The following is a 16,878-nucleotide window of genomic DNA, read 5'->3' on the forward strand; positions in this document are numbered from 1 at the left end:
AAGAGGTTAACAAAACGCCAAGTCTACACCCAACCACGGCCCTGAGACAAAAAGCAGGACATAAATCAATCCAGCGCCGGACATTAAAACGCGCTAAAGTTGTGCCTCACACGATAGACAGGCAGCGAACAAGGAGAAGGTATGAAGCAAGTTGTCTACACCGCCAGTCCGGAAAGTCAGCAGATCCACGCCTGGCAGATGCATGAAGATGGCGCACTGACATTGTTGCAGGTAACCGATGTTGCCGGCCAGGTACAGCCGCTGGTGGTGAGTCCGGCGGGGGATTTTCTCTATGCCGGCGTGCGTCCGAACTTTCGCATTCTGGCGTTCCGCATCGGCAGCGACGGTACGCTGAGCGAAGCGGGAGAGGCGCCACTGCCGGGTAGTCCAACCCATATTTCTACCGATCGCCGCGGTCGTTATCTGTTCAGCGGCTCCTATAATGATGGCTGCGTCAGCATTAGTCCCATCGGCGAAGATGGTCTGCCACAGGCACCCACGCAGGTGCTCGGCGATATGGCGGGCTGCCATTCCGCCAATATTGACCGCGCCAGTCAGACGTTATTTGTACCGGCGCTGAAGCAGGATCGGATCTGCCTGTTCGAACTCACGGACGAAGGTACCCTGACGCCGCGTCAGCAGGCGCAGGTGACGACCGTGGAAGGGGCGGGCCCGCGTCATATGGATTTTCATCCCAACGGAGAATACGCCTATTGCGTCAACGAGCTGGACAGTACGGTCAACGTCTGGCAGCTGCGTAATGCGCAGGGCGAGGTGGCATGCGTGCAGAGCCTTGACATGATGCCGTCAGACTTTAACGGCACGCGCTGGGCGGCGGATATTCATCTGACGCCGGATGGCCGCCATCTTTACGCCTGCGATCGCACCAGCAGCACCATCACCATTTTCAGCGTCAGCGAAGATGGCGCACAGCTGACGATTGAAGGACATCAGCCGACCGAAACCCAGCCGCGCGGCTTCAATATCGATAACACCGGCCACTACCTGGTGGCGGCCGGCCAAAAATCGCATCATATTGAGGTGTATAAAATCGATCAGGCGCAGGGATTGCTGACGCCGCTGGCGCGCTATGCGGTAGGTCAGGGACCGATGTGGGTAGTGATCCACGCGCTGCAATAAGCGGGGAGGTTTTCCCCCTTCTCACTCAGTAAGGAAGGGGGAGACCGATACGCGAAGGAAGGGTCAGGCGTATTTCACCGTAATGGACGCGCTGGCCAGCGCATGGAAATGGACGTTAAAACCAACCATAGCGCCGCTGGCGTTCTCATCGACATCCAGCTTTTCCACATCCAGTGCGTGTACGGAAAAGATATAGCGGTGGCTCTCACCCTGCGGCGGCGCTGCGCCGCCGTAGCCATTCTGGCCGAAATCGGTCCGGGTCTGAATGGCGTCGGCGGGCAGCTCGGCAACGCCGGAACCGGCACCCTGCGGCAGTACCGTCACCTGCGCCGGAATATTAGCTACCACCCAGTGCCACCAGCCGGAGCCGGTAGGGGCATCGGGATCGTAGCAGGTGACCACAAAACTTTTCGTCCCTTCCGGCACCTCGTCCCAGGCAAGATGCGGGGACAGGTTATCGCCCTGGTAGCCCATGCCGTTAAAAACATGGCGCTCCGGCATCTTATCGCCGTCGTTGAAATCCTGGCTGTAAACTCTCATCAAACCTCCTGTCATTATTGGTGAAGCAGTTTCAACAGCTCCTGAGCGGTGACAGTTGAGGAGGCGGGGTTCTGTCCGGTGATCAGATGCCCATCGGTAACGGCGTAAGCTCCCCAGTCCCCGGTGCGCTCAAAGTTACCGCCCAGTCTGCGCAGCTCATCTTCAACCAAAAAAGGCACCACTTCCAGTAGCCCGACGGCTTTCTCTTCACTGTTGGTAAAGCCGGTGACCCGTTTCCCGGCCACCAGCGGGGTGCCGTCCGGTTTCTTCGCATGGCGCAGGACGCCCGGTGCGTGGCATACGGCAGCCACCGGTTTGCCGTTGGCGAACAGGTTTTCAATCAGTGCAATGCTGTGCTTATTTTCAGCCAGATCCCATAGCGGGCCATGACCGCCCGGATAAAACACGGCGTCAAACTGGCTGCTGTCGATGCTCTCCAGCCGCTGAGTATTGGCCAGCGCCTGTTGCGCGCAGGCATCCTGATGGAAACGTTCAGCATCATGGCTTTGCGCATCCGGTTCGTTGCTTTTCGGATCCAGCGGCGGTTTGCCGCCCGCCGGTGAGGCGAGCACCACGCTGATGCCTGCATCTTTAAACACATACCAGGGGGCGATGAACTCCTCCAGCCAGAAACCGGTTTTTTTGCCGGTGTCGCCCAGCGTATCGTGCGAGGTTAAAACCATTAGAATTTTCATCAGTTTGCCTCCGGTTCATCCTGTGCGACGCGGATAATCACCTTGCCGAAATTTTTACCTTCCAGCATACCGGTAAAAGTTTCCGGGGCGTTTTCCAGGCCGTCGACAATATGTTCACGGAATACAATGCGATCGTCGGCCACCCACTGGCTCATCTGGCTGAAAAACTCATCGAAGCGATCGCCGTAATCCTGATTGATAATGAAACCCTGCATGCGCAGGCGTTTACGTAAGACAGCGCTCTGTAACAGCGGTAAATGATCAACCCCTTCCGGTGGCCGCGTGCCGTTATAGTCCGCGATCAGACCGCAGACCGGGATGCGCCCTTTGGTGTTCATCAGCGGCAGCACGGCGTTAAACACCTTGCCGCCCACGTTTTCAAAATAGACATCAATGCCTTGCGGACACTGCTGTTTTAACTGTTCCGCCAGATCGTCCTGCCGGTGATCGACGCAATGATCGAAGCCCAGCGTTTCGCGGGCATAGCGACATTTCTCTGGTCCGCCGGCGATGCCCACCACGCGGCAGCCCTTCAGTCTGGCGATCTGGCCCACCACTGAGCCCACCGCACCGGTTGCTGCCGCTACCACCACGGTTTCCCCCGGCTGCGGGTTGCCAATATCCAGCAGCCCCATAAAAGCAGTAAAACCGGGCATGCCCAGCAGACCCAGCGCCCAGGAGGGGTGTTTCAGCACCGGGCCGCTCAGTTTAATCAGACCCTCGCCATTCGACAGAGCATAATCCTGCCAGCCGCTCTGGCTGACGACCCAGTCTCCTTCGGCATAATCGGGATGGCGTGACTGTTCCACCACGGCCACCGTACCGGCACCTAATACCTCATCGAGCTCGTAAGGCGGCACATAGGAAGGCGCATCGCTCATCCGGCCGCGCATATAGGGATCAAGGGAGAGCCAGACGGTACGCAGTAACACTTCCCCCTCGCCGGGAGAGGGAACCTCGCTCTGCTCCATGCGGAAATTAGCGTCTGTGGGCGCGCCAGTGGGGCGGGACGCCAGTACCAGTCGACGGTTCGTCTCTTTGTTTTGTGTCATTGTCGGCTCCTGTTGATGAGGTGTGATACAAGCGTAGTGCATCACACCGTGAGTTGCCGAAGAGGGAACACTAAGCGTTAAATAACGCCGGATTATCCAGCGCCCGGCCGATAGCTGTGGTCAGCTGCGCCAGTTCGTCAGCGGTGATGATATAGGGCGGCATCAGGTAGATCAGGCGGCCAAAGGGGCGGATCCAGACGCCCTGATCCACGAAGAAACGCTGGATGGCCGCCATATTGACTGGTGTCCGGCTTTCCACCACACCGATTGCGCCGAGCACGCGCACGTCCGCCACCTGCGGATGGCTACGCAGCGCCAGCAGCTGGTCTCGCAGTTGCTGTTCAATGCCTGCCACCTGGCGTTGCCAGGCGCCTTCCTGCACCAGCGCCAGGCTCGCGCTCGCCACCGCGCAGGCCAGCGGGTTGCCCATAAAGGTGGGGCCATGCATAAAGCAGCCCGCCTCGCTGCGGCCAATGGTGTCTGCAACCTCGCGCGTGGTCAGGGTGGCGGAGAGCGTCATGGTGCCGCCGGTCAGCGCTTTGCCGAGACAGAGAATATCGGGCACGATCTGCGCGTGCTCACAGGCGAACAGCTTGCCGCTGCGGCCAAAGCCGGTGGCGATCTCATCGGCGATCAGCAGCAGGCCATAGCGATCGCAATATTCGCGCACCCGCTGCAGGTAGCGCGGATGATAAAAGCGCATCCCCCCGGCACCCTGCACAATTGGCTCCAGAATCACCGCCGCGATCTGCGTATGATGTTGCGCGATCAGGCGGGCAAAATCGTCGATATCACGCTCATCCCAGGCATCGTCGAAAGCGCACTGCGGCGCAGCGGCAAAATGATGCGGCGGCAGGAAACCGCGCCACAAACTGTGCATTGAGTTATCGGGATCGCACACTGACATCGCGGCAAAGGTATCGCCGTGATAACCGCGCTGGAGTGTAAGAAACTGCTGGCGTCTTTCACCGCGTCCCAGCCAGTACTGCATCGCCATTTTCATCGACACTTCTACCGCTACCGATCCTGAATCGGCGAGGAAAACGCACTCCAGCGCCTCAGGCGTCATCGACACCAGCTGGCGACAGAGTTGCACGGCGGCAGGGTGGGTAATGCCGCCGAACATCACATGCGACATCTGCGCCATCTGCTGCTGCAGCGCCTGGTTCAGGCGCGGATGGTTATAGCCGTGGATAGCGGCCCACCAGGAGGACATGCCGTCCACCAGACGACGGCCATCGGCCAGTTCCAGCTGGCATTTTTCCGCCGCCACCACCGGATAGCAGGGCAGGGGCTCATGCAGCGAGGTGTAAGGGTGCCAGATATGCTGGCGGTCAAATGCGCGATCATCCTGAGTGAACATCAGTCTTGTAAACCGAAATTAAAAGATTTAGTTTACAAGTATAACCACGATAACCCCCGGGATGACACCCTTTTCTGGAGTAAGCAATGGCACAACGCTGGACAGTGGCGGCCGCGCAGGCGCTGTTTGATAAACCCTTTCTGGAACTGATGTTTGAGGCGCAGCAGGTGCACCGGCAACATTTTGATCCGCGTCAGGTGCAGGTCAGCACCCTGTTATCGATCAAAACGGGTGCCTGCCCGGAGGACTGCAAATATTGTCCGCAGAGCGCCCGCTATAAAACCGGGCTGGAGGCAGAGCGGCTGATGGAAGTGGATGCGGTGCTGGCATCGGCACGCAAGGCGAAAGCGGCTGGCTCCAGCCGTTTCTGTATGGGCGCCGCATGGAAAAACCCCAACGACCGCGATATGCCTTATCTTGAGCAGATGGTGCAGGGCGTGAAGGCGATGGGTATGGAAACCTGTATGACGCTCGGCACCCTGAGCGACACTCAGGCGCAGCGTCTGGCCGCCGCCGGGCTCGATTTCTATAACCATAACCTTGACACCTCGCCAGAATTTTACGGCAATATCATCACCACGCGCAGCTACCAGGAGCGGCTGGATACCCTGGAAAAAGTGCGTGATGTCGGCATCAAAGTCTGTTCCGGCGGTATTGTCGGGCTGGGAGAGACGGTCAACGATCGCGCCGGTCTGCTGGTGCAGCTGGCTAACCTGCCGACACCGCCGGAAAGCGTGCCGATCAATATGCTGGTGAAGGTCAAGGGCACGCCGCTGGCGGAGAATGAGGATGTAGATCCGTTCGACTTTATCCGCACCATCGCGGTGGCGCGCATCATGATGCCCACCTCCCACGTGCGCCTCTCCGCCGGACGCGAGCAGATGAGCGAGCAGACTCAGGCAATGTGTTTTATGGCGGGCGCGAACTCGATCTTCTACGGCTGCAAGCTGCTTACCACGCCGAACCCGGAAGAGGACAAGGATCTGCTGCTGTTCCGCAAGCTGGGGCTCAATCCACAACACAGCCATACCCACGCCGGGGATAACGAACAGCAGCAGCAACTCAGCGCGCAGCTACTGCAGGCGGACAACGAACATTTTTACAACGCGGCGCGCTGATGGGCTGGCAGCAACAGATCCAGGCGGCGTTACAGACGCGGCGCGCGGCGGATGCCTGGCGGCAGCGTCCGGTGATTGAACAGAATGATGGTCGCTGGCTGCAGGTGGCGGGAGAGCGTTATCTGCACTTTTCCGGCAACGACTATCTTGGCCTCAGTCAGCATCCGGCGCTGATCCGTGCCTGGCAGCAGGGGGCGGCGCAGAGCGGGGCCGGGGCGGGTGCCTCGGGACATGTCAGCGGTCACAGCCGTTATCATGCTGAGCTGGAGCAACAACTGGCTGACTGGCTCGGCTACTCGCGCGCGCTGCTGTTTATCTCCGGCTTTGCCGCCAATCAGGCGTTAATCCATCTGCTGGCCGGGAAAGGGGACCGCATTCTGGCGGATAAACTGTCACACGCCTCGCTGCTGGATGCGGCCAGCCATGTGCCCGCCACCCTGCGCCGTTTCACCCACAATCAGCCAGCGAGTCTGGCCGCGCGTCTCGCAACGCCCTGTGCAGGCAATACGCTGGTGGTTACCGAAGGTATTTTCAGCATGGATGGCGACAGCGCGCCGCTGGCCGCGCTGGCGCAGCAGACACGCGCGGCAGACGGCTGGCTGCTGGTGGATGATGCTCACGGTATCGGTGTGATCGGCGAACAGGGACGCGGCAGTTGCTGGCAACAACAGGTAAAACCGGAGCTGCTGGTGGTCACCTTTGGCAAGGCTTTTGGCGTCAGCGGGGCCGCCGTGCTGTGTGACGAGGAGACGGCTGATTATCTTGTTCAGTTCGCCCGTCACCTGATCTACAGCACCGCCATGCCGCCGGCGCAGGCCTGCGCTCTGCAGGCGGCGCTGCGTGAGATTCAGCAGGCGGATGCGCAGCGCCAAAAACTGCAGCAGCTGATTCAGCGTTTCCGCCAGGGGGCGGCAGCGCTGCCCTGGTCGCTGTTGCCCTCAGCCAGCGCCATTCAGCCGCTGCTGGTGGGCGATAACGGACGCGCGCTGGCGCTGGCGCAGCGCTTACGCACGGCGGGCTTCTGGCTGACGGCTATCCGTCCCCCCACCGTGCCCCCCGGCACGGCACGGCTGCGTATCACCCTGACCGCCCGTCACGAAGAGCAGGATATCGATCGTTTACTGGAGGCGCTCAGCGATGCCGCCAGTGAATAAACAGGCGGTGGCGCAGGCTTTTGGCCGCGCCGCCAGCCATTACAACCAGCATGCTGATCTGCAGCGGCACAGCGGGGCCGCCTTGCTGGCGCTGGCTCCGCCGCAGCCAGGCCCGCAACTGCTGGACGCAGGTTGCGGCACCGGCTGGTTCAGCCATCTCTGGCGGCAGCGCGGTCATCAGGTGACGGCGCTGGATCTCTCCGCTGCCATGCTGCAGCAGGCGCGCCAGCAGCAGAGCGCCGATCGCTATCTGCTGGGCGATATCGATGCGTTGCCCGTCGCCAGCGCCAGCATGGATCTGGTCTGGAGCAATCTGGCGGTGCAGTGGAGCAGCAATCTGCGCATTGCGCTGCAGCAGTTTGCGCGCGTAACCCGACCGGGCGGCACGGTACTCTTCTCGACGCTTACTGCCGGATCGCTGCAGGAGTTGCACGACGCCTGGCGCTATCTGGATGCGCATCCCCACGCTAACCGTTTTCTCAGCGCAGAGCAGATTCGCGCCGCCTGCGGCGATCTTGACGTCAGGCTGCAGCAGCAAACCGTCACGCTGCATTTTGCCGATGCGCTGAGCGCCATGCGCTCTCTGAAGGGAATTGGCGCCACCCATCTGCATCAGGGGCGCGACAACACCATTCTCACCCGCCAGCGCCTGGCGCAGCTGGAGCAGCACTGGGCGCGCGATGCACAGGGCTGTCGCTTAAGTTATCAACTGATGTATGGAGTGATTACTACATGAAACGCTGGTTTGTCACCGGAACGGACACTGAAGTAGGGAAAACGGTCGCCAGTGGCGCGCTGCTGCAGGCGGCAGGTGCGGCGGGTTATCGTACGGCAGGTTATAAGCCAGTGGCTTCCGGCTGCGAAGTCACCGCTGAGGGGCTGCGTAACAGCGATGCGCTGGCGCTGCAGCGTTACAGCAGCGTGACGCTGCCTTATGAACAGGTCAATCCCTTCGCTTTTCTGGAGCCGACATCGCCTCATATCGTCAGCGCCGAAGAAGGAAGGCCGGTCAGCGCAGCGGCGCTGTCACAGGGATTACGGCAGCTGGAGCGCCAGGCGGAGTGGATCCTGGTGGAGGGCGCTGGCGGCTGGTACACGCCGTTGTCAGAGAGTCTGACTTTTGCCGACTGGGTCAGAGCAGAGCAACTGCCGGTGATTCTGGTGGTTGGGGTAAAACTGGGCTGTATTAACCATGCGCTGCTCACCGCTGATGCGGTGCGCGCGGCGGGGCTGCCGCTGGTGGGCTGGATCGCCAATACGGTGCAGCCGCCCGGCAAACGCCAGTCAGAATATCTGGCGACGCTGAAGCAGCGTCTGGCGGCACCCTGTCTGGGGATTATTCCCTGGCTGACGGAGGAGGCTGAACAGGCCCGCTGCGGTCACTATCTCCGGCTACCGGAATAAGCTGCCGCTCAGGTCACCGTCAGCCATTTGTTGACGGTGACATCATCCAGCTGCGCCACTCTCCCCTGCGCCACGTTACGGCCACGGTGCAGCAGCAGGAAATAGTCGGCCACGCGGCGGATAAAGGAGACGCGCTGCTCCAGCAGCAGAATGGTCAGGCCGTAATCGCGGTTCAGACGACGCAACAAATTTCCCATCTCTTCTTCCAGCCAGGGGGACATACCCTCGGTGGGTTCATCCAGAATCAGCAGCTTCGGCTGTAACACCAGCGCGCGCGCCAGCGCCAGCTGCTGCTGTTGATCCAGCGGCAATTCGCCGCTGCGCTGATGGCGTAACGAATAGAGCGCGGGAAAGAGATCGAACACCATTTCAGGAATGGCACGGTGGCGATCTTCCTGACCCGCCAGCAAGGCGATCAGCAGATTATCTTCCACGCTCATATGGGAGAATGTCAGACGCCCCTGGGGAACATAGCCAATACCCATGCGGGCGCGCTGTTCAGGCGGGCGGATCAGCAGATCTTCCGGCGGCGATCCCTCAGCCTGCCAGGTCATGGATCCGCTGTTAACCGGCAGATGCCCCATAATGCAGTTTACCAGCGTGGTTTTCCCCATACCAGGGCGACCCAGCACGCCGGTACAGGTGCCAGGCGGCAGATCCAGATCCACATCCCAGAGAATATGATTGTGACCGTAAAACTGATTGACCGAACGTAAACTCAGCATCTGATACTCTCCTTTCAGATAATTAGCCTGAATGCTTCCGCTCTGCGTCGTCTGGCAAACAGTAAGCTCCGGGGCGATCGCCACTGCACCAGCCCGTTATTCTGCGGCCGGTTTCCCGGTCAGCAATAACCTTGCAATTCCCGGGCCAGATGCCGGTACCCAGGAAAAAGGTCAGCGCAGAGGGGCTAAAATCGCCGGAAAGTTGAATGATGCTTAACAATTACGGCAGGATATAAAAGGTCTGCACCTTAATAGTGCCGATCGCTTAACATATCTGGTGCAATCGATCCCCGGGCAGGGCGCAGCAGCGGGATCCTTCAGCGGACGCATGTTGATCAATGTGCCCATCGAGGCGCGGAAAAGGAAAAAGCAGAGTGAAATCGTTATGCTTTGCAGGAAAAACAGGCGCAAAAAAATTATTTTTCTGGGTCTGAATAATGCGCCTGAAAATTATACACAGCTGATGGCGGCGGGCCTCGCTTCAGTTATCCACTATTCCTGTGGATAACCTTGTGTATGAGACAATGAAAACGTGGCGCAAGCGAGGAAATACGCGGCCTGGATACATTATGCTGTTAAACTGGCCTTTTTACTCTTGACCTTTATTATCAACAGCTTAATGAAAATCAAGCCTGAGTCTTTTCCTGCTTTTCATCTACCTGTAATTTTGTGTCATTCTATTGACAAATGTTAGATCCGCGCTCCGGCTGGGGATAACCTTGCGCAACAAATATGGGCGTTTTGGTGCAGGCGAAATTATTAAGCCAGTCTGCCTGTCAATGAGGCATCATGACAAAAGGCTGTAAGGATATCCAGTATTTTTTGCTGGCAAAAATGGTGGAGCGGAGTAGAATTAGCAAGCCGCGCGGCGAATTCTTCAGCAGGAACCCCACTCATGAGCAAAGTTTTTAAACTCAATTCCGCTTTCCAGCCTTCTGGCGACCAGCCAGAGGCGATCCGTCGTCTGAAAGAGGGACTGGAAGATGGTCTGGCCCACCAGACGCTGTTAGGGGTAACGGGATCGGGTAAAACCTTTACCATTGCCAATGTCATTGCTGACCTTAACCGCCCTACCATGGTGCTGGCCCCGAACAAGACGCTGGCGGCGCAGCTTTACGGCGAGATGAAGGAGTTCTTTCCGGATAACGCCGTCGAATATTTTGTCTCCTACTACGACTACTATCAGCCGGAAGCTTATGTTCCCAGCTCCGATACCTTTATCGAAAAAGATGCCTCGGTGAATGAGCATATCGAGCAGATGCGTCTTTCGGCGACGAAAGCGCTGCTGGAGCGACGCGACGTGATTGTGGTGGCTTCCGTCTCGGCGATCTACGGTCTGGGCGATCCCGACCTCTACCTGAAAATGATGCTGCATCTGACGCGCGGCATGATTATCGATCAGCGCAGCATCTTACGCCGGCTGGCGGAGTTGCAGTACACCCGTAACGATCAGGCTTTCCAGCGCGGCACCTTCCGCGTACGTGGCGAAGTGATCGATATCTTCCCGGCGGAATCAGATGAAATTGCGCTGCGCGTTGAGCTGTTTGATGAAGAAGTGGAGCGCCTGTCGCTGTTTGATCCGCTCACCGGGCAGGTAACCCAGGTGGTGCCGCGCTACACCATCTATCCCAAAACCCACTACGTCACGCCGCGCGAACGTATTTTGCAGGCAATGGAAGAGATCAAGCTGGAGCTGGCGGATCGGCGTAAGGTGCTGCTGGAAAACAACAAGCTGCTGGAAGAGCAGCGCATCACGCAGCGTACCCAGTTCGATCTGGAGATGATGAACGAGCTGGGCTACTGCTCCGGTATCGAAAACTACTCCCGTTATCTCTCCGGGCGCGGACCGGGCGAAGCGCCACCGACTCTGTTTGACTACCTGCCCGCCGATGGCTTGCTGGTGGTGGATGAATCACACGTCACCATCCCGCAAATCGGCGGCATGTACAAAGGGGACCGGGCACGTAAAGAGACGCTGGTGGAATATGGTTTCCGCCTGCCATCGGCGCTGGATAACCGTCCGATGCGCTTTGAAGAGTTTGAAGCGCTGGCCCCGCAGACCATTTACGTCTCGGCGACGCCAGGCAAATATGAGCTGGAGAAATCGGGGGGGGATGTGATCGATCAGGTGGTGCGTCCTACCGGCCTGCTGGATCCGCTGCTGGAAGTACGTCCGGTCAGCACCCAGGTGGACGATCTGCTGTCAGAAATCCGCAAGCGCGTGGCGGTGAACGAACGCGTGCTGGTTACCACCCTGACGAAACGGATGGCGGAAGATCTTACCGAGTATCTGGAAGAGCATGGCGAACGCGTACGCTATCTGCACTCTGATATCGATACGGTTGAACGTATGGAGATTATTCGCGATCTCCGCCTTGGCGAGTTTGATGTGCTGGTAGGCATCAACCTGCTGCGTGAGGGGCTGGATATGCCGGAAGTGTCGCTGGTGGCGATTCTGGATGCCGATAAAGAAGGTTTCCTGCGTTCCGAACGCTCGCTGATCCAGACCATCGGGCGCGCGGCACGTAACGTCAACGGTAAAGCGATTCTCTATGGTGACAAAATTACGCCGTCAATGGCGCGCGCCATTGAGGAGACCGAGCGTCGCCGTGAGAAACAACAGCAGTACAATAAAGAGCATGGCATTGTGCCGCAGGGCCTGAATAAGAAAATCACCGATATTCTGGAACTGGGTCAGGGTCTCGCCAAAACCAAAGGTCGCGGCAAAACCACCACGCGCACCGCGGCCGAGGCGGAAGCGAGTTATCTGGCGCTTACGCCGCAGGCGCTGCAGAAGAAAATTCACGAGCTGGAGGGACAGATGCAGCAGCACGCCCAGAATCTGGAGTTCGAAGAGGCGGCGCGCGTGCGCGATCAGCTGCACGAGCTGCGCGAACTCTTTATTGCCACCTCCTGAGGCGCTATTTCATCGCCTGGATGGCGTGCTCCAGCGCCGCATGCAGCAGCTGGCGGTCGTGACGGTAACGGATATCGGCGGCTTCCAGCGGCTCGCGCACCAGCAGCCGATCTTCCACGCCGCTGATATCGGCGCAGGGGCTGACCACCACGGCGTCAATCACCCGCTTGCCAATCGCTTTTTCCATAATCGCCAGCTTGTCTGCCACTTTCAGGCTGGCGGCCGGGCTGAGTTCACGCCCGAGATTACCAATAAACACCATGGTGGCCGGGGTACGACGCAGCGCCTGCGCCATCTCATCCATCAGCAAAATCGGCATCAGGCTGGTATAAAAGCTGCCGGGGCCGATCAGGATTAAATCCGCGTCGGCCACCGCTTCCAGCGCTTCGCGCGTTGGCGTCACGTTGGGATGCAGCATTAACGCCTCGGGCGGCTGCGGCATCTCATCGATAGCGGTTTCGCCATACACCATGTTGCCCTCTGCATCCTGCGCCACCAGGTCCACCGGCTGTTCCGACATCGGGATCAAAAAAGCATCGACTTTCAGCAGATTACGGATCAGGTTGATCGCCTCCAGCGGACGGACGCTGAGATGATCCAGCGCTTTCAGCATCAGGTTGCCGAGATTATGGCCAGCCAGCTCGCCATTACCGGCGAAGCGATATTCGAACATTGCCGAGGCGACGCTGGGTTCGGTGATCAGCTGGTTCAGGCAGTTGCGCATATCGCCCCAGGCGATGCCGCCTTCCGAGCGGCGGATACGTCCGGTCGACCCACCGTTGTCGGTGGTGGTGACAATGCCGGTTAAACGCGAGCCGAGCGACGAGAGGGCAGAGAGTACGCGTCCTAATCCGTGGCCGCCGCCCAGCGCGACCACCCGATCAAGATCTGCCAGAGTACGATTCATAGGGCTCCTTATTATCCGTTTCGCCAGACAGTAGCAACTGAGGCCAAAATTTGCAGCGCATTTTAGCCTATTCTGTAGTGATGATGCGGCGATAATTCGTTATGTATCAATCTATACAGCGAAATCTGTGGTTGGCGCGCTAAGAAATTTCGCGCTACCATAATCGCTACCGCGTTGTTCCTGGAGAACAACTTACACTCAAGCCTGAATGCCTAAGTCAAACGATAGGGGGTTCAGGCCGTAGCCGTCGAGCTGCCAGGGTGCAGGAAGAAATGACTGCATCTCCCGAATCTGGAAAGGTGTTCTGGTGTCACAATTTACTGATGCTTTCTCGCGCCGGTTTTATTACCTGCGCCTGTCGGTCACGGATGTCTGTAATTTCCGCTGTACCTACTGTTTGCCTGATGGCTATAAACCCCAGGGCGTACGCAATAAAAGTTTCCTTTCGCTTGATGAAATCCGGCGCGTAACCCGTGCTTTTGCCGCTGCCGGTACGGAAAAAGTGCGTTTAACCGGCGGCGAGCCGTCGTTACGCCGCGATTTCACTGACATCATCGCTGCCGTGCGTGAAAACGCCAGCATCCGCCAGATCGCGGTCACCACCAATGGCTATCGCCTGGCGCGCGACATCAAAGCGTGGCGCGCTGCTGGTCTGACCTCGGTTAACGTCAGCGTCGACAGTCTCGATGCCCGCCAGTTTCACGCCATTACCGGACAGGATAAGTTCCATCAGGTGATGGCGGGCATCGACGCCGCATTTGACGCTGGCTTTGAAAAAGTCAAAGTCAACAGCGTGCTGATGCGCGACCTCAACAGCCACAGTCTCGCTACCTTTCTGGACTGGATCCGTCATCGTCCGATTCAGCTGCGTTTTATTGAGCTGATGGAAACCGGCGATGGCGGAGCGCTGTTCCGCCAGCAGCATATTTCCGGCGAAGTCATTCGCGATCAGCTGATTATGCAGGGCTGGCAGCGTCAGGTGCGCGGCCGCAGCGATGGCCCGGCGCAGGTGTTTCGCCATCCCGACTATCAGGGCGAGATCGGCCTGATTATGCCCTATGAAAAAGATTTCTGCGCCAGCTGTAACCGTCTGCGCGTCTCAGCCATCGGTAATCTGCATCTCTGCCTGTTTGGCGATGGCGGCGTTCCCCTGCGTGATCTGCTTGCCTCTGACGATCAGCAGGCGGAACTGCAGGCGCGCATTGCCCATAGCCTGGGACAGAAAAAGCAGACCCATTTTCTGCATCAGGGCAATACCGGCATTACGCAAAATCTTTCGTTTATCGGCGGATAATCACAGGAGCTAAGGCAATGAGTAAACCTTCTGGCGAACTTCTTCCCGTTCAGGTCGCCATCTTAACCGTCTCTGACAGCCGTGACGCGAGCAATGACACCTCCGGCGACTACCTGCGCGAGGCGGTGATCGCCGCCGGACACAGCGTGATTGACCACGCTATCGTGGCGGATAACCGCTACCGCATTCGCGCCACGGTCTCCAGCTGGATTGCCAGCAGAGATGTTCAGGTGGTGATTGTTAACGGCGGTACCGGTTTTCACAGCAAAAACAGCACCCCGGAAGCGCTGCTGCCGCTGTTCGACCGGGAAATTGAGGGCTTTGGCGAGCTGTTCCGTATGCTCTCGTATGAGGATATCGGCAGCGCCACCCTGCAATCCCGTGCCGTCGCTGGTCTGGCCAATGAAACACTGATTTTCGCAGTGCCCGGCTCGGGCAGCGCCTGTCGCTGCGCCTGGGAGCGCATCATCAGCGATCAGATCGACGCCCGTACGCGCCCCTGTAATTTTATTTCTCACCTGAAGAAAGTTTGAGTATGTCGCAACTAACCCATATTAACGCCGCCGGCGAAGCGCACATGGTGGATGTCTCCGCCAAGGCGGAAACGGTGCGCGAAGCGCGTGCCGGGGCTTTTGTCCTGATGAACGCCGAAACCCTGCAGATGATTATGCAGGGCAGCCATCACAAAGGGGATGTCTTTGCTACCGCGCGCATCGCCGGTATTCAGGCGGCCAAGCGCACCTGGGAACTGATCCCGCTCTGCCATCCGCTGATGCTGAGTAAGGTAGAAGTGAACCTGATGGCAGAGCCGGAACATAACCGGGTGCGTATCGATACGCTGTGCCGTCTGACCGGCAAAACCGGCGTGGAGATGGAGGCGTTGACCGCGGCTTCCGTGGCCGCGCTCACCATTTACGATATGTGCAAAGCGGTGCAGAAGGATATCGTGATTGATCAGCTGCGTCTGCTGAGCAAAAGCGGCGGTAAATCAGGCGATTTTCAGGTGGCAGACAATGATTAAAGTGCTTTTTTTCGCCCAGGTGCGTGAGTTGACCGGCACCGCCTCGCTGGAGGTGGAAGCCTCTTTTTCCGATGTGGCGGCACTGCGCGCCGCGCTGACGCAGCGTGGCGATCGCTGGGCGCTGGCGCTGGAGTCCGGCAAGCTGCTGGCGGCGGTTAATCAGACGCTGGTGCCGATGACGCATCCGTTGCAGGCGGGCGATGAAGTCGCCTTTTTCCCACCGGTGACCGGAGGCTGAGATGGATACCCGTATTCGTGTCGGCAGCGCCCCTTTCAGCATGGCGGAGGAGTATCAGTGGCTCGCCGCCTGTGATGACGATGGTGCCGTGGTCACCTTCACCGGTAAGGTGCGCAACCACAATCTGGGCGACAGCGTGGCCGCCCTGACACTGGAACACTATCCCGGCATGACCGAGAAGGCGTTACAGGAGATCGTGACACAGGCGCGGCAGCGCTGGCCGCTGCAGCGCGTCACGGTGATCCATCGTGTAGGCGAACTGTTTCCCGGCGATGAGATTGTGCTGGTCGGCGTCAGTGGCGCCCATCGCGGCGCTGCCTTTGCCGCTGCCGAATTTATGATGGATTACCTGAAAACGCGCGCGCCCTTCTGGAAGCGGGAAGCGACCGCCGGAGGCGATCGCTGGGTTGACGCGCGCGACAGCGACCATCAGGCGGCCAGCCGCTGGGATTAAGGCGTGGTGTGCTTCAGCTGCTCCGCCGGGGCGAAATGAGTTTCACCCTGGGCGTGTTCGCCGCTCCCTTTGACGCGCTGCAGCTGAATCACCTCACCCTGCTGCCAGGCGTTAGCGCCGGGCACCGTGGGCCGGGTAACAATATCGGCCCGCTGCTGCCGAATTGCTTTGCTGTCGACGTCGAAACGCTTGTCGCGATCGGCCAGCAGACGATTATCCAGCTGACCATCTGCGGTAAAGCCCATCATTAATGCCGGAATCCCTACCGGTAAGGTTTTATCGCGATCGGTATGCCAGGTGTGCCAGGTTTTGCCGTAAGTGTTAGCCACTTTGGTCATCAGCGCCTTCTCTGCGGTCTGGGGCAGGCCGGGGGCGATCAGGGAACCCGATTTCACTTCGTACTGGTGGCTGTGCCACAGCTTTTTCTCTTCCGGCGGCAGCGTTTTGAACAGGCGCTCGCTGATCATGTACTCCACACCCATCAGCCGGGCATCGCGCGTGTTGCCATCGTAGATCACCGCCTGCATCACATCCTCATTCAGTACGGTCACATAATGGTGCGCTTCCATTTGCCCGTTGCGATCGCCATTATAGAAATGGAAGCCATCCAGATAAGCATTGATCGCCTCAATGGGTGGGCGCGACTGCATCAGCGCTGCGCCCGCATCCAGCATCTCTAACTTGCCCGAGGCAGGCGCGCCCGGGGTATTGACCTGCGCCGGTGTATTATTGGCGCCGCAGCCGCTTACCAGCAGCGACAGCGCGAGGCCTGACCAGAACTTCACCATGCTTCTCTCCACCAGTAAAAATTTGAGTATAGTGGATGCCGCCAGAAGCTCCGGTTTTTCGCCCGCAA

General features: G+C 58.8%; 18 protein-coding genes and 1 riboswitch. Of the genes, 11 read left to right on the forward strand and 7 right to left on the reverse strand.

Features of this window, described 5'->3' with window-relative positions; genetic code table 11:
- The first annotated feature begins 141 nt into the window (after positions 1 to 141).
- A complete protein-coding gene (gene pgl / locus E0E17_RS12965) occupies positions 142 to 1,140 on the forward strand; it encodes a 6-phosphogluconolactonase (protein ID WP_130834453.1) in 999 nt (332 codons plus the stop codon).
- 63 nt (positions 1,141 to 1,203) lie between these two features.
- Here pgl and E0E17_RS12970 read toward each other — a convergent pair whose 3' ends face one another.
- The 4 genes from E0E17_RS12970 to bioA all read right to left on the reverse strand — a co-directional run bounded on the left by E0E17_RS12970 (position 1,204) and on the right by bioA (position 4,790).
- Positions 1,204 to 1,680: a kinase inhibitor gene (locus E0E17_RS12970; protein WP_130834454.1), complete on the reverse strand. Its 477-nt coding sequence runs from the start codon at positions 1,678 to 1,680 to the stop codon at positions 1,204 to 1,206.
- Between the two features lie 14 nt (positions 1,681 to 1,694).
- Positions 1,695 to 2,375, reverse strand: coding sequence for a type 1 glutamine amidotransferase domain-containing protein (locus E0E17_RS12975; protein WP_130834455.1), 681 nt, complete (start codon positions 2,373 to 2,375; stop codon positions 1,695 to 1,697).
- Positions 2,375 to 3,427 carry an NADPH-dependent curcumin/dihydrocurcumin reductase gene (gene curA / locus E0E17_RS12980; RefSeq protein WP_130834456.1) on the reverse strand — a complete coding sequence of 351 codons (1,053 nt, stop codon included), beginning with the start codon at positions 3,425 to 3,427 and terminating at the stop codon, positions 2,375 to 2,377. The genes E0E17_RS12975 and curA overlap by 1 nt, the downstream gene beginning before the upstream one ends.
- A 70-nt stretch (positions 3,428 to 3,497) precedes the next feature.
- Positions 3,498 to 4,790 (reverse strand): adenosylmethionine--8-amino-7-oxononanoate transaminase, encoded by a 1,293-nt coding sequence (bioA, locus tag E0E17_RS12985; protein ID WP_130834457.1) that lies wholly within the window; start codon positions 4,788 to 4,790, stop codon positions 3,498 to 3,500.
- 86 nt (positions 4,791 to 4,876) lie between these two features.
- Here bioA and bioB point away from each other — a divergent pair, with 86 nt between their 5' ends.
- From bioB to bioD, 4 genes are read left to right on the forward strand one after another with little or no spacing between them, the layout of a single operon-like run.
- The gene (gene bioB / locus E0E17_RS12990) at positions 4,877 to 5,908 is read left to right on the forward strand and encodes a biotin synthase BioB (RefSeq protein WP_130834458.1); all 1,032 of its coding nucleotides are present in this window, start codon (positions 4,877 to 4,879) and stop codon (positions 5,906 to 5,908) included.
- Entirely contained in the window at positions 5,908 to 7,062 is a 1,155-nt protein-coding gene (gene bioF, locus E0E17_RS12995; RefSeq protein WP_130834459.1) for an 8-amino-7-oxononanoate synthase, read from the forward strand. The genes bioB and bioF overlap by 1 nt, the downstream gene beginning before the upstream one ends.
- Positions 7,046 to 7,798 carry a malonyl-ACP O-methyltransferase BioC gene (gene bioC, locus E0E17_RS13000; RefSeq protein WP_130834460.1) on the forward strand — a complete coding sequence of 251 codons (753 nt, stop codon included), beginning with the start codon at positions 7,046 to 7,048 and terminating at the stop codon, positions 7,796 to 7,798. The genes bioF and bioC overlap by 17 nt, the downstream gene beginning before the upstream one ends.
- Positions 7,795 to 8,466: a dethiobiotin synthase gene (gene bioD / locus E0E17_RS13005; protein WP_130834461.1), complete on the forward strand. Its 672-nt coding sequence runs from the start codon at positions 7,795 to 7,797 to the stop codon at positions 8,464 to 8,466. The genes bioC and bioD overlap by 4 nt, the downstream gene beginning before the upstream one ends.
- A gap of 8 nt (positions 8,467 to 8,474) precedes the next feature.
- Here bioD and E0E17_RS13010 read toward each other — a convergent pair whose 3' ends face one another.
- Complete coding sequence (locus tag E0E17_RS13010) at positions 8,475 to 9,191, reverse strand: ATP-binding cassette domain-containing protein (RefSeq protein WP_130834462.1); 717 nt, start codon at positions 9,189 to 9,191, stop codon at positions 8,475 to 8,477.
- A gap of 895 nt (positions 9,192 to 10,086) precedes the next feature.
- Here E0E17_RS13010 and uvrB point away from each other — a divergent pair.
- A complete protein-coding gene (gene uvrB / locus E0E17_RS13015; protein ID WP_130834463.1) occupies positions 10,087 to 12,108 on the forward strand; it encodes an excinuclease ABC subunit UvrB in 2,022 nt (673 codons plus the stop codon).
- Between the two features lie 4 nt (positions 12,109 to 12,112).
- On the opposite strand, the gene E0E17_RS13020 is transcribed toward uvrB, so the two are convergent.
- Positions 12,113 to 13,015, reverse strand: coding sequence for a gluconeogenesis factor YvcK family protein (locus tag E0E17_RS13020; RefSeq protein WP_130834464.1), 903 nt, complete (start codon positions 13,013 to 13,015; stop codon positions 12,113 to 12,115).
- Between the two features lie 183 nt (positions 13,016 to 13,198).
- A riboswitch (molybdenum cofactor riboswitch) is annotated at positions 13,199 to 13,333 on the forward strand.
- Between E0E17_RS13020 and moaA the strand changes: the two genes are divergently transcribed.
- The 5 genes from moaA (at position 13,320) to moaE (ending at position 16,022) form a co-directional block, all read left to right on the forward strand.
- On the forward strand, positions 13,320 to 14,309 hold the full coding sequence (gene moaA / locus E0E17_RS13025) for a GTP 3',8-cyclase MoaA (protein WP_165446260.1): 990 nt from the start codon (positions 13,320 to 13,322) through the stop codon (positions 14,307 to 14,309). Its footprint overlaps the riboswitch before it by 14 nt.
- A 17-nt stretch (positions 14,310 to 14,326) precedes the next feature.
- Complete coding sequence (moaB, locus tag E0E17_RS13030; protein WP_130834466.1) at positions 14,327 to 14,842, forward strand: molybdenum cofactor biosynthesis protein B; 516 nt, start codon at positions 14,327 to 14,329, stop codon at positions 14,840 to 14,842.
- 2 nt (positions 14,843 to 14,844) lie between these two features.
- Positions 14,845 to 15,330: a cyclic pyranopterin monophosphate synthase MoaC gene (gene moaC, locus E0E17_RS13035; protein WP_130834467.1), complete on the forward strand. Its 486-nt coding sequence runs from the start codon at positions 14,845 to 14,847 to the stop codon at positions 15,328 to 15,330.
- Complete coding sequence (moaD, locus tag E0E17_RS13040; protein ID WP_130834468.1) at positions 15,323 to 15,568, forward strand: molybdopterin synthase sulfur carrier subunit; 246 nt, start codon at positions 15,323 to 15,325, stop codon at positions 15,566 to 15,568. The genes moaC and moaD overlap by 8 nt, the downstream gene beginning before the upstream one ends.
- 1 nt (position 15,569) lies before the next feature.
- Positions 15,570 to 16,022 (forward strand): molybdopterin synthase catalytic subunit MoaE, encoded by a 453-nt coding sequence (moaE, locus tag E0E17_RS13045; protein WP_130834469.1) that lies wholly within the window; start codon positions 15,570 to 15,572, stop codon positions 16,020 to 16,022.
- Here the strand turns inward: moaE and E0E17_RS13050 are convergent.
- Positions 16,019 to 16,810, reverse strand: coding sequence for an OBAP family protein (locus tag E0E17_RS13050; RefSeq protein WP_130834470.1), 792 nt, complete (start codon positions 16,808 to 16,810; stop codon positions 16,019 to 16,021). The two genes, moaE and E0E17_RS13050, sit on opposite strands and share 4 nt — an antisense overlap.
- Positions 16,811 to 16,878 lie beyond the last annotated feature (68 nt).

It is taken from the genome of [Erwinia] mediterraneensis (genome assembly GCF_900604315.1).
GTDB classification, from domain to species: Bacteria; Pseudomonadota; Gammaproteobacteria; order Enterobacterales; family Enterobacteriaceae; genus Pantoea; species Pantoea mediterraneensis_A.

Coding starts and splice junctions, on each gene's coding strand:
- E0E17_RS12975 (WP_130834455.1), bottom strand. CDS start 2,375: ATGAAAATTCTAATGGTTTTAACCTCGCACGATACGCTGGGCGACACC.
- E0E17_RS12970 (WP_130834454.1), bottom strand. CDS start 1,680: ATGAGAGTTTACAGCCAGGATTTCAACGACGGCGATAAGATGCCGGAG.
- E0E17_RS13020 (WP_130834464.1), bottom strand. CDS start 13,015: ATGAATCGTACTCTGGCAGATCTTGATCGGGTGGTCGCGCTGGGCGGC.
- moaB (WP_130834466.1), top strand. CDS start 14,327: ATGAGTAAACCTTCTGGCGAACTTCTTCCCGTTCAGGTCGCCATCTTA.
- curA (WP_130834456.1), bottom strand. CDS start 3,427: ATGACACAAAACAAAGAGACGAACCGTCGACTGGTACTGGCGTCCCGC.
- bioD (WP_130834461.1), top strand. CDS start 7,795: ATGAAACGCTGGTTTGTCACCGGAACGGACACTGAAGTAGGGAAAACG.
- bioB (WP_130834458.1), top strand. CDS start 4,877: ATGGCACAACGCTGGACAGTGGCGGCCGCGCAGGCGCTGTTTGATAAA.
- E0E17_RS13010 (WP_130834462.1), bottom strand. CDS start 9,191: ATGCTGAGTTTACGTTCGGTCAATCAGTTTTACGGTCACAATCATATT.
- moaC (WP_130834467.1), top strand. CDS start 14,845: ATGTCGCAACTAACCCATATTAACGCCGCCGGCGAAGCGCACATGGTG.
- E0E17_RS13050 (WP_130834470.1), bottom strand. CDS start 16,810: ATGGTGAAGTTCTGGTCAGGCCTCGCGCTGTCGCTGCTGGTAAGCGGC.
- moaE (WP_130834469.1), top strand. CDS start 15,570: ATGGATACCCGTATTCGTGTCGGCAGCGCCCCTTTCAGCATGGCGGAG.
- bioA (WP_130834457.1), bottom strand. CDS start 4,790: ATGTTCACTCAGGATGATCGCGCATTTGACCGCCAGCATATCTGGCAC.
- bioC (WP_130834460.1), top strand. CDS start 7,046: ATGCCGCCAGTGAATAAACAGGCGGTGGCGCAGGCTTTTGGCCGCGCC.
- moaD (WP_130834468.1), top strand. CDS start 15,323: ATGATTAAAGTGCTTTTTTTCGCCCAGGTGCGTGAGTTGACCGGCACC.
- uvrB (WP_130834463.1), top strand. CDS start 10,087: ATGAGCAAAGTTTTTAAACTCAATTCCGCTTTCCAGCCTTCTGGCGAC.
- pgl (WP_130834453.1), top strand. CDS start 142: ATGAAGCAAGTTGTCTACACCGCCAGTCCGGAAAGTCAGCAGATCCAC.
- bioF (WP_130834459.1), top strand. CDS start 5,908: ATGGGCTGGCAGCAACAGATCCAGGCGGCGTTACAGACGCGGCGCGCG.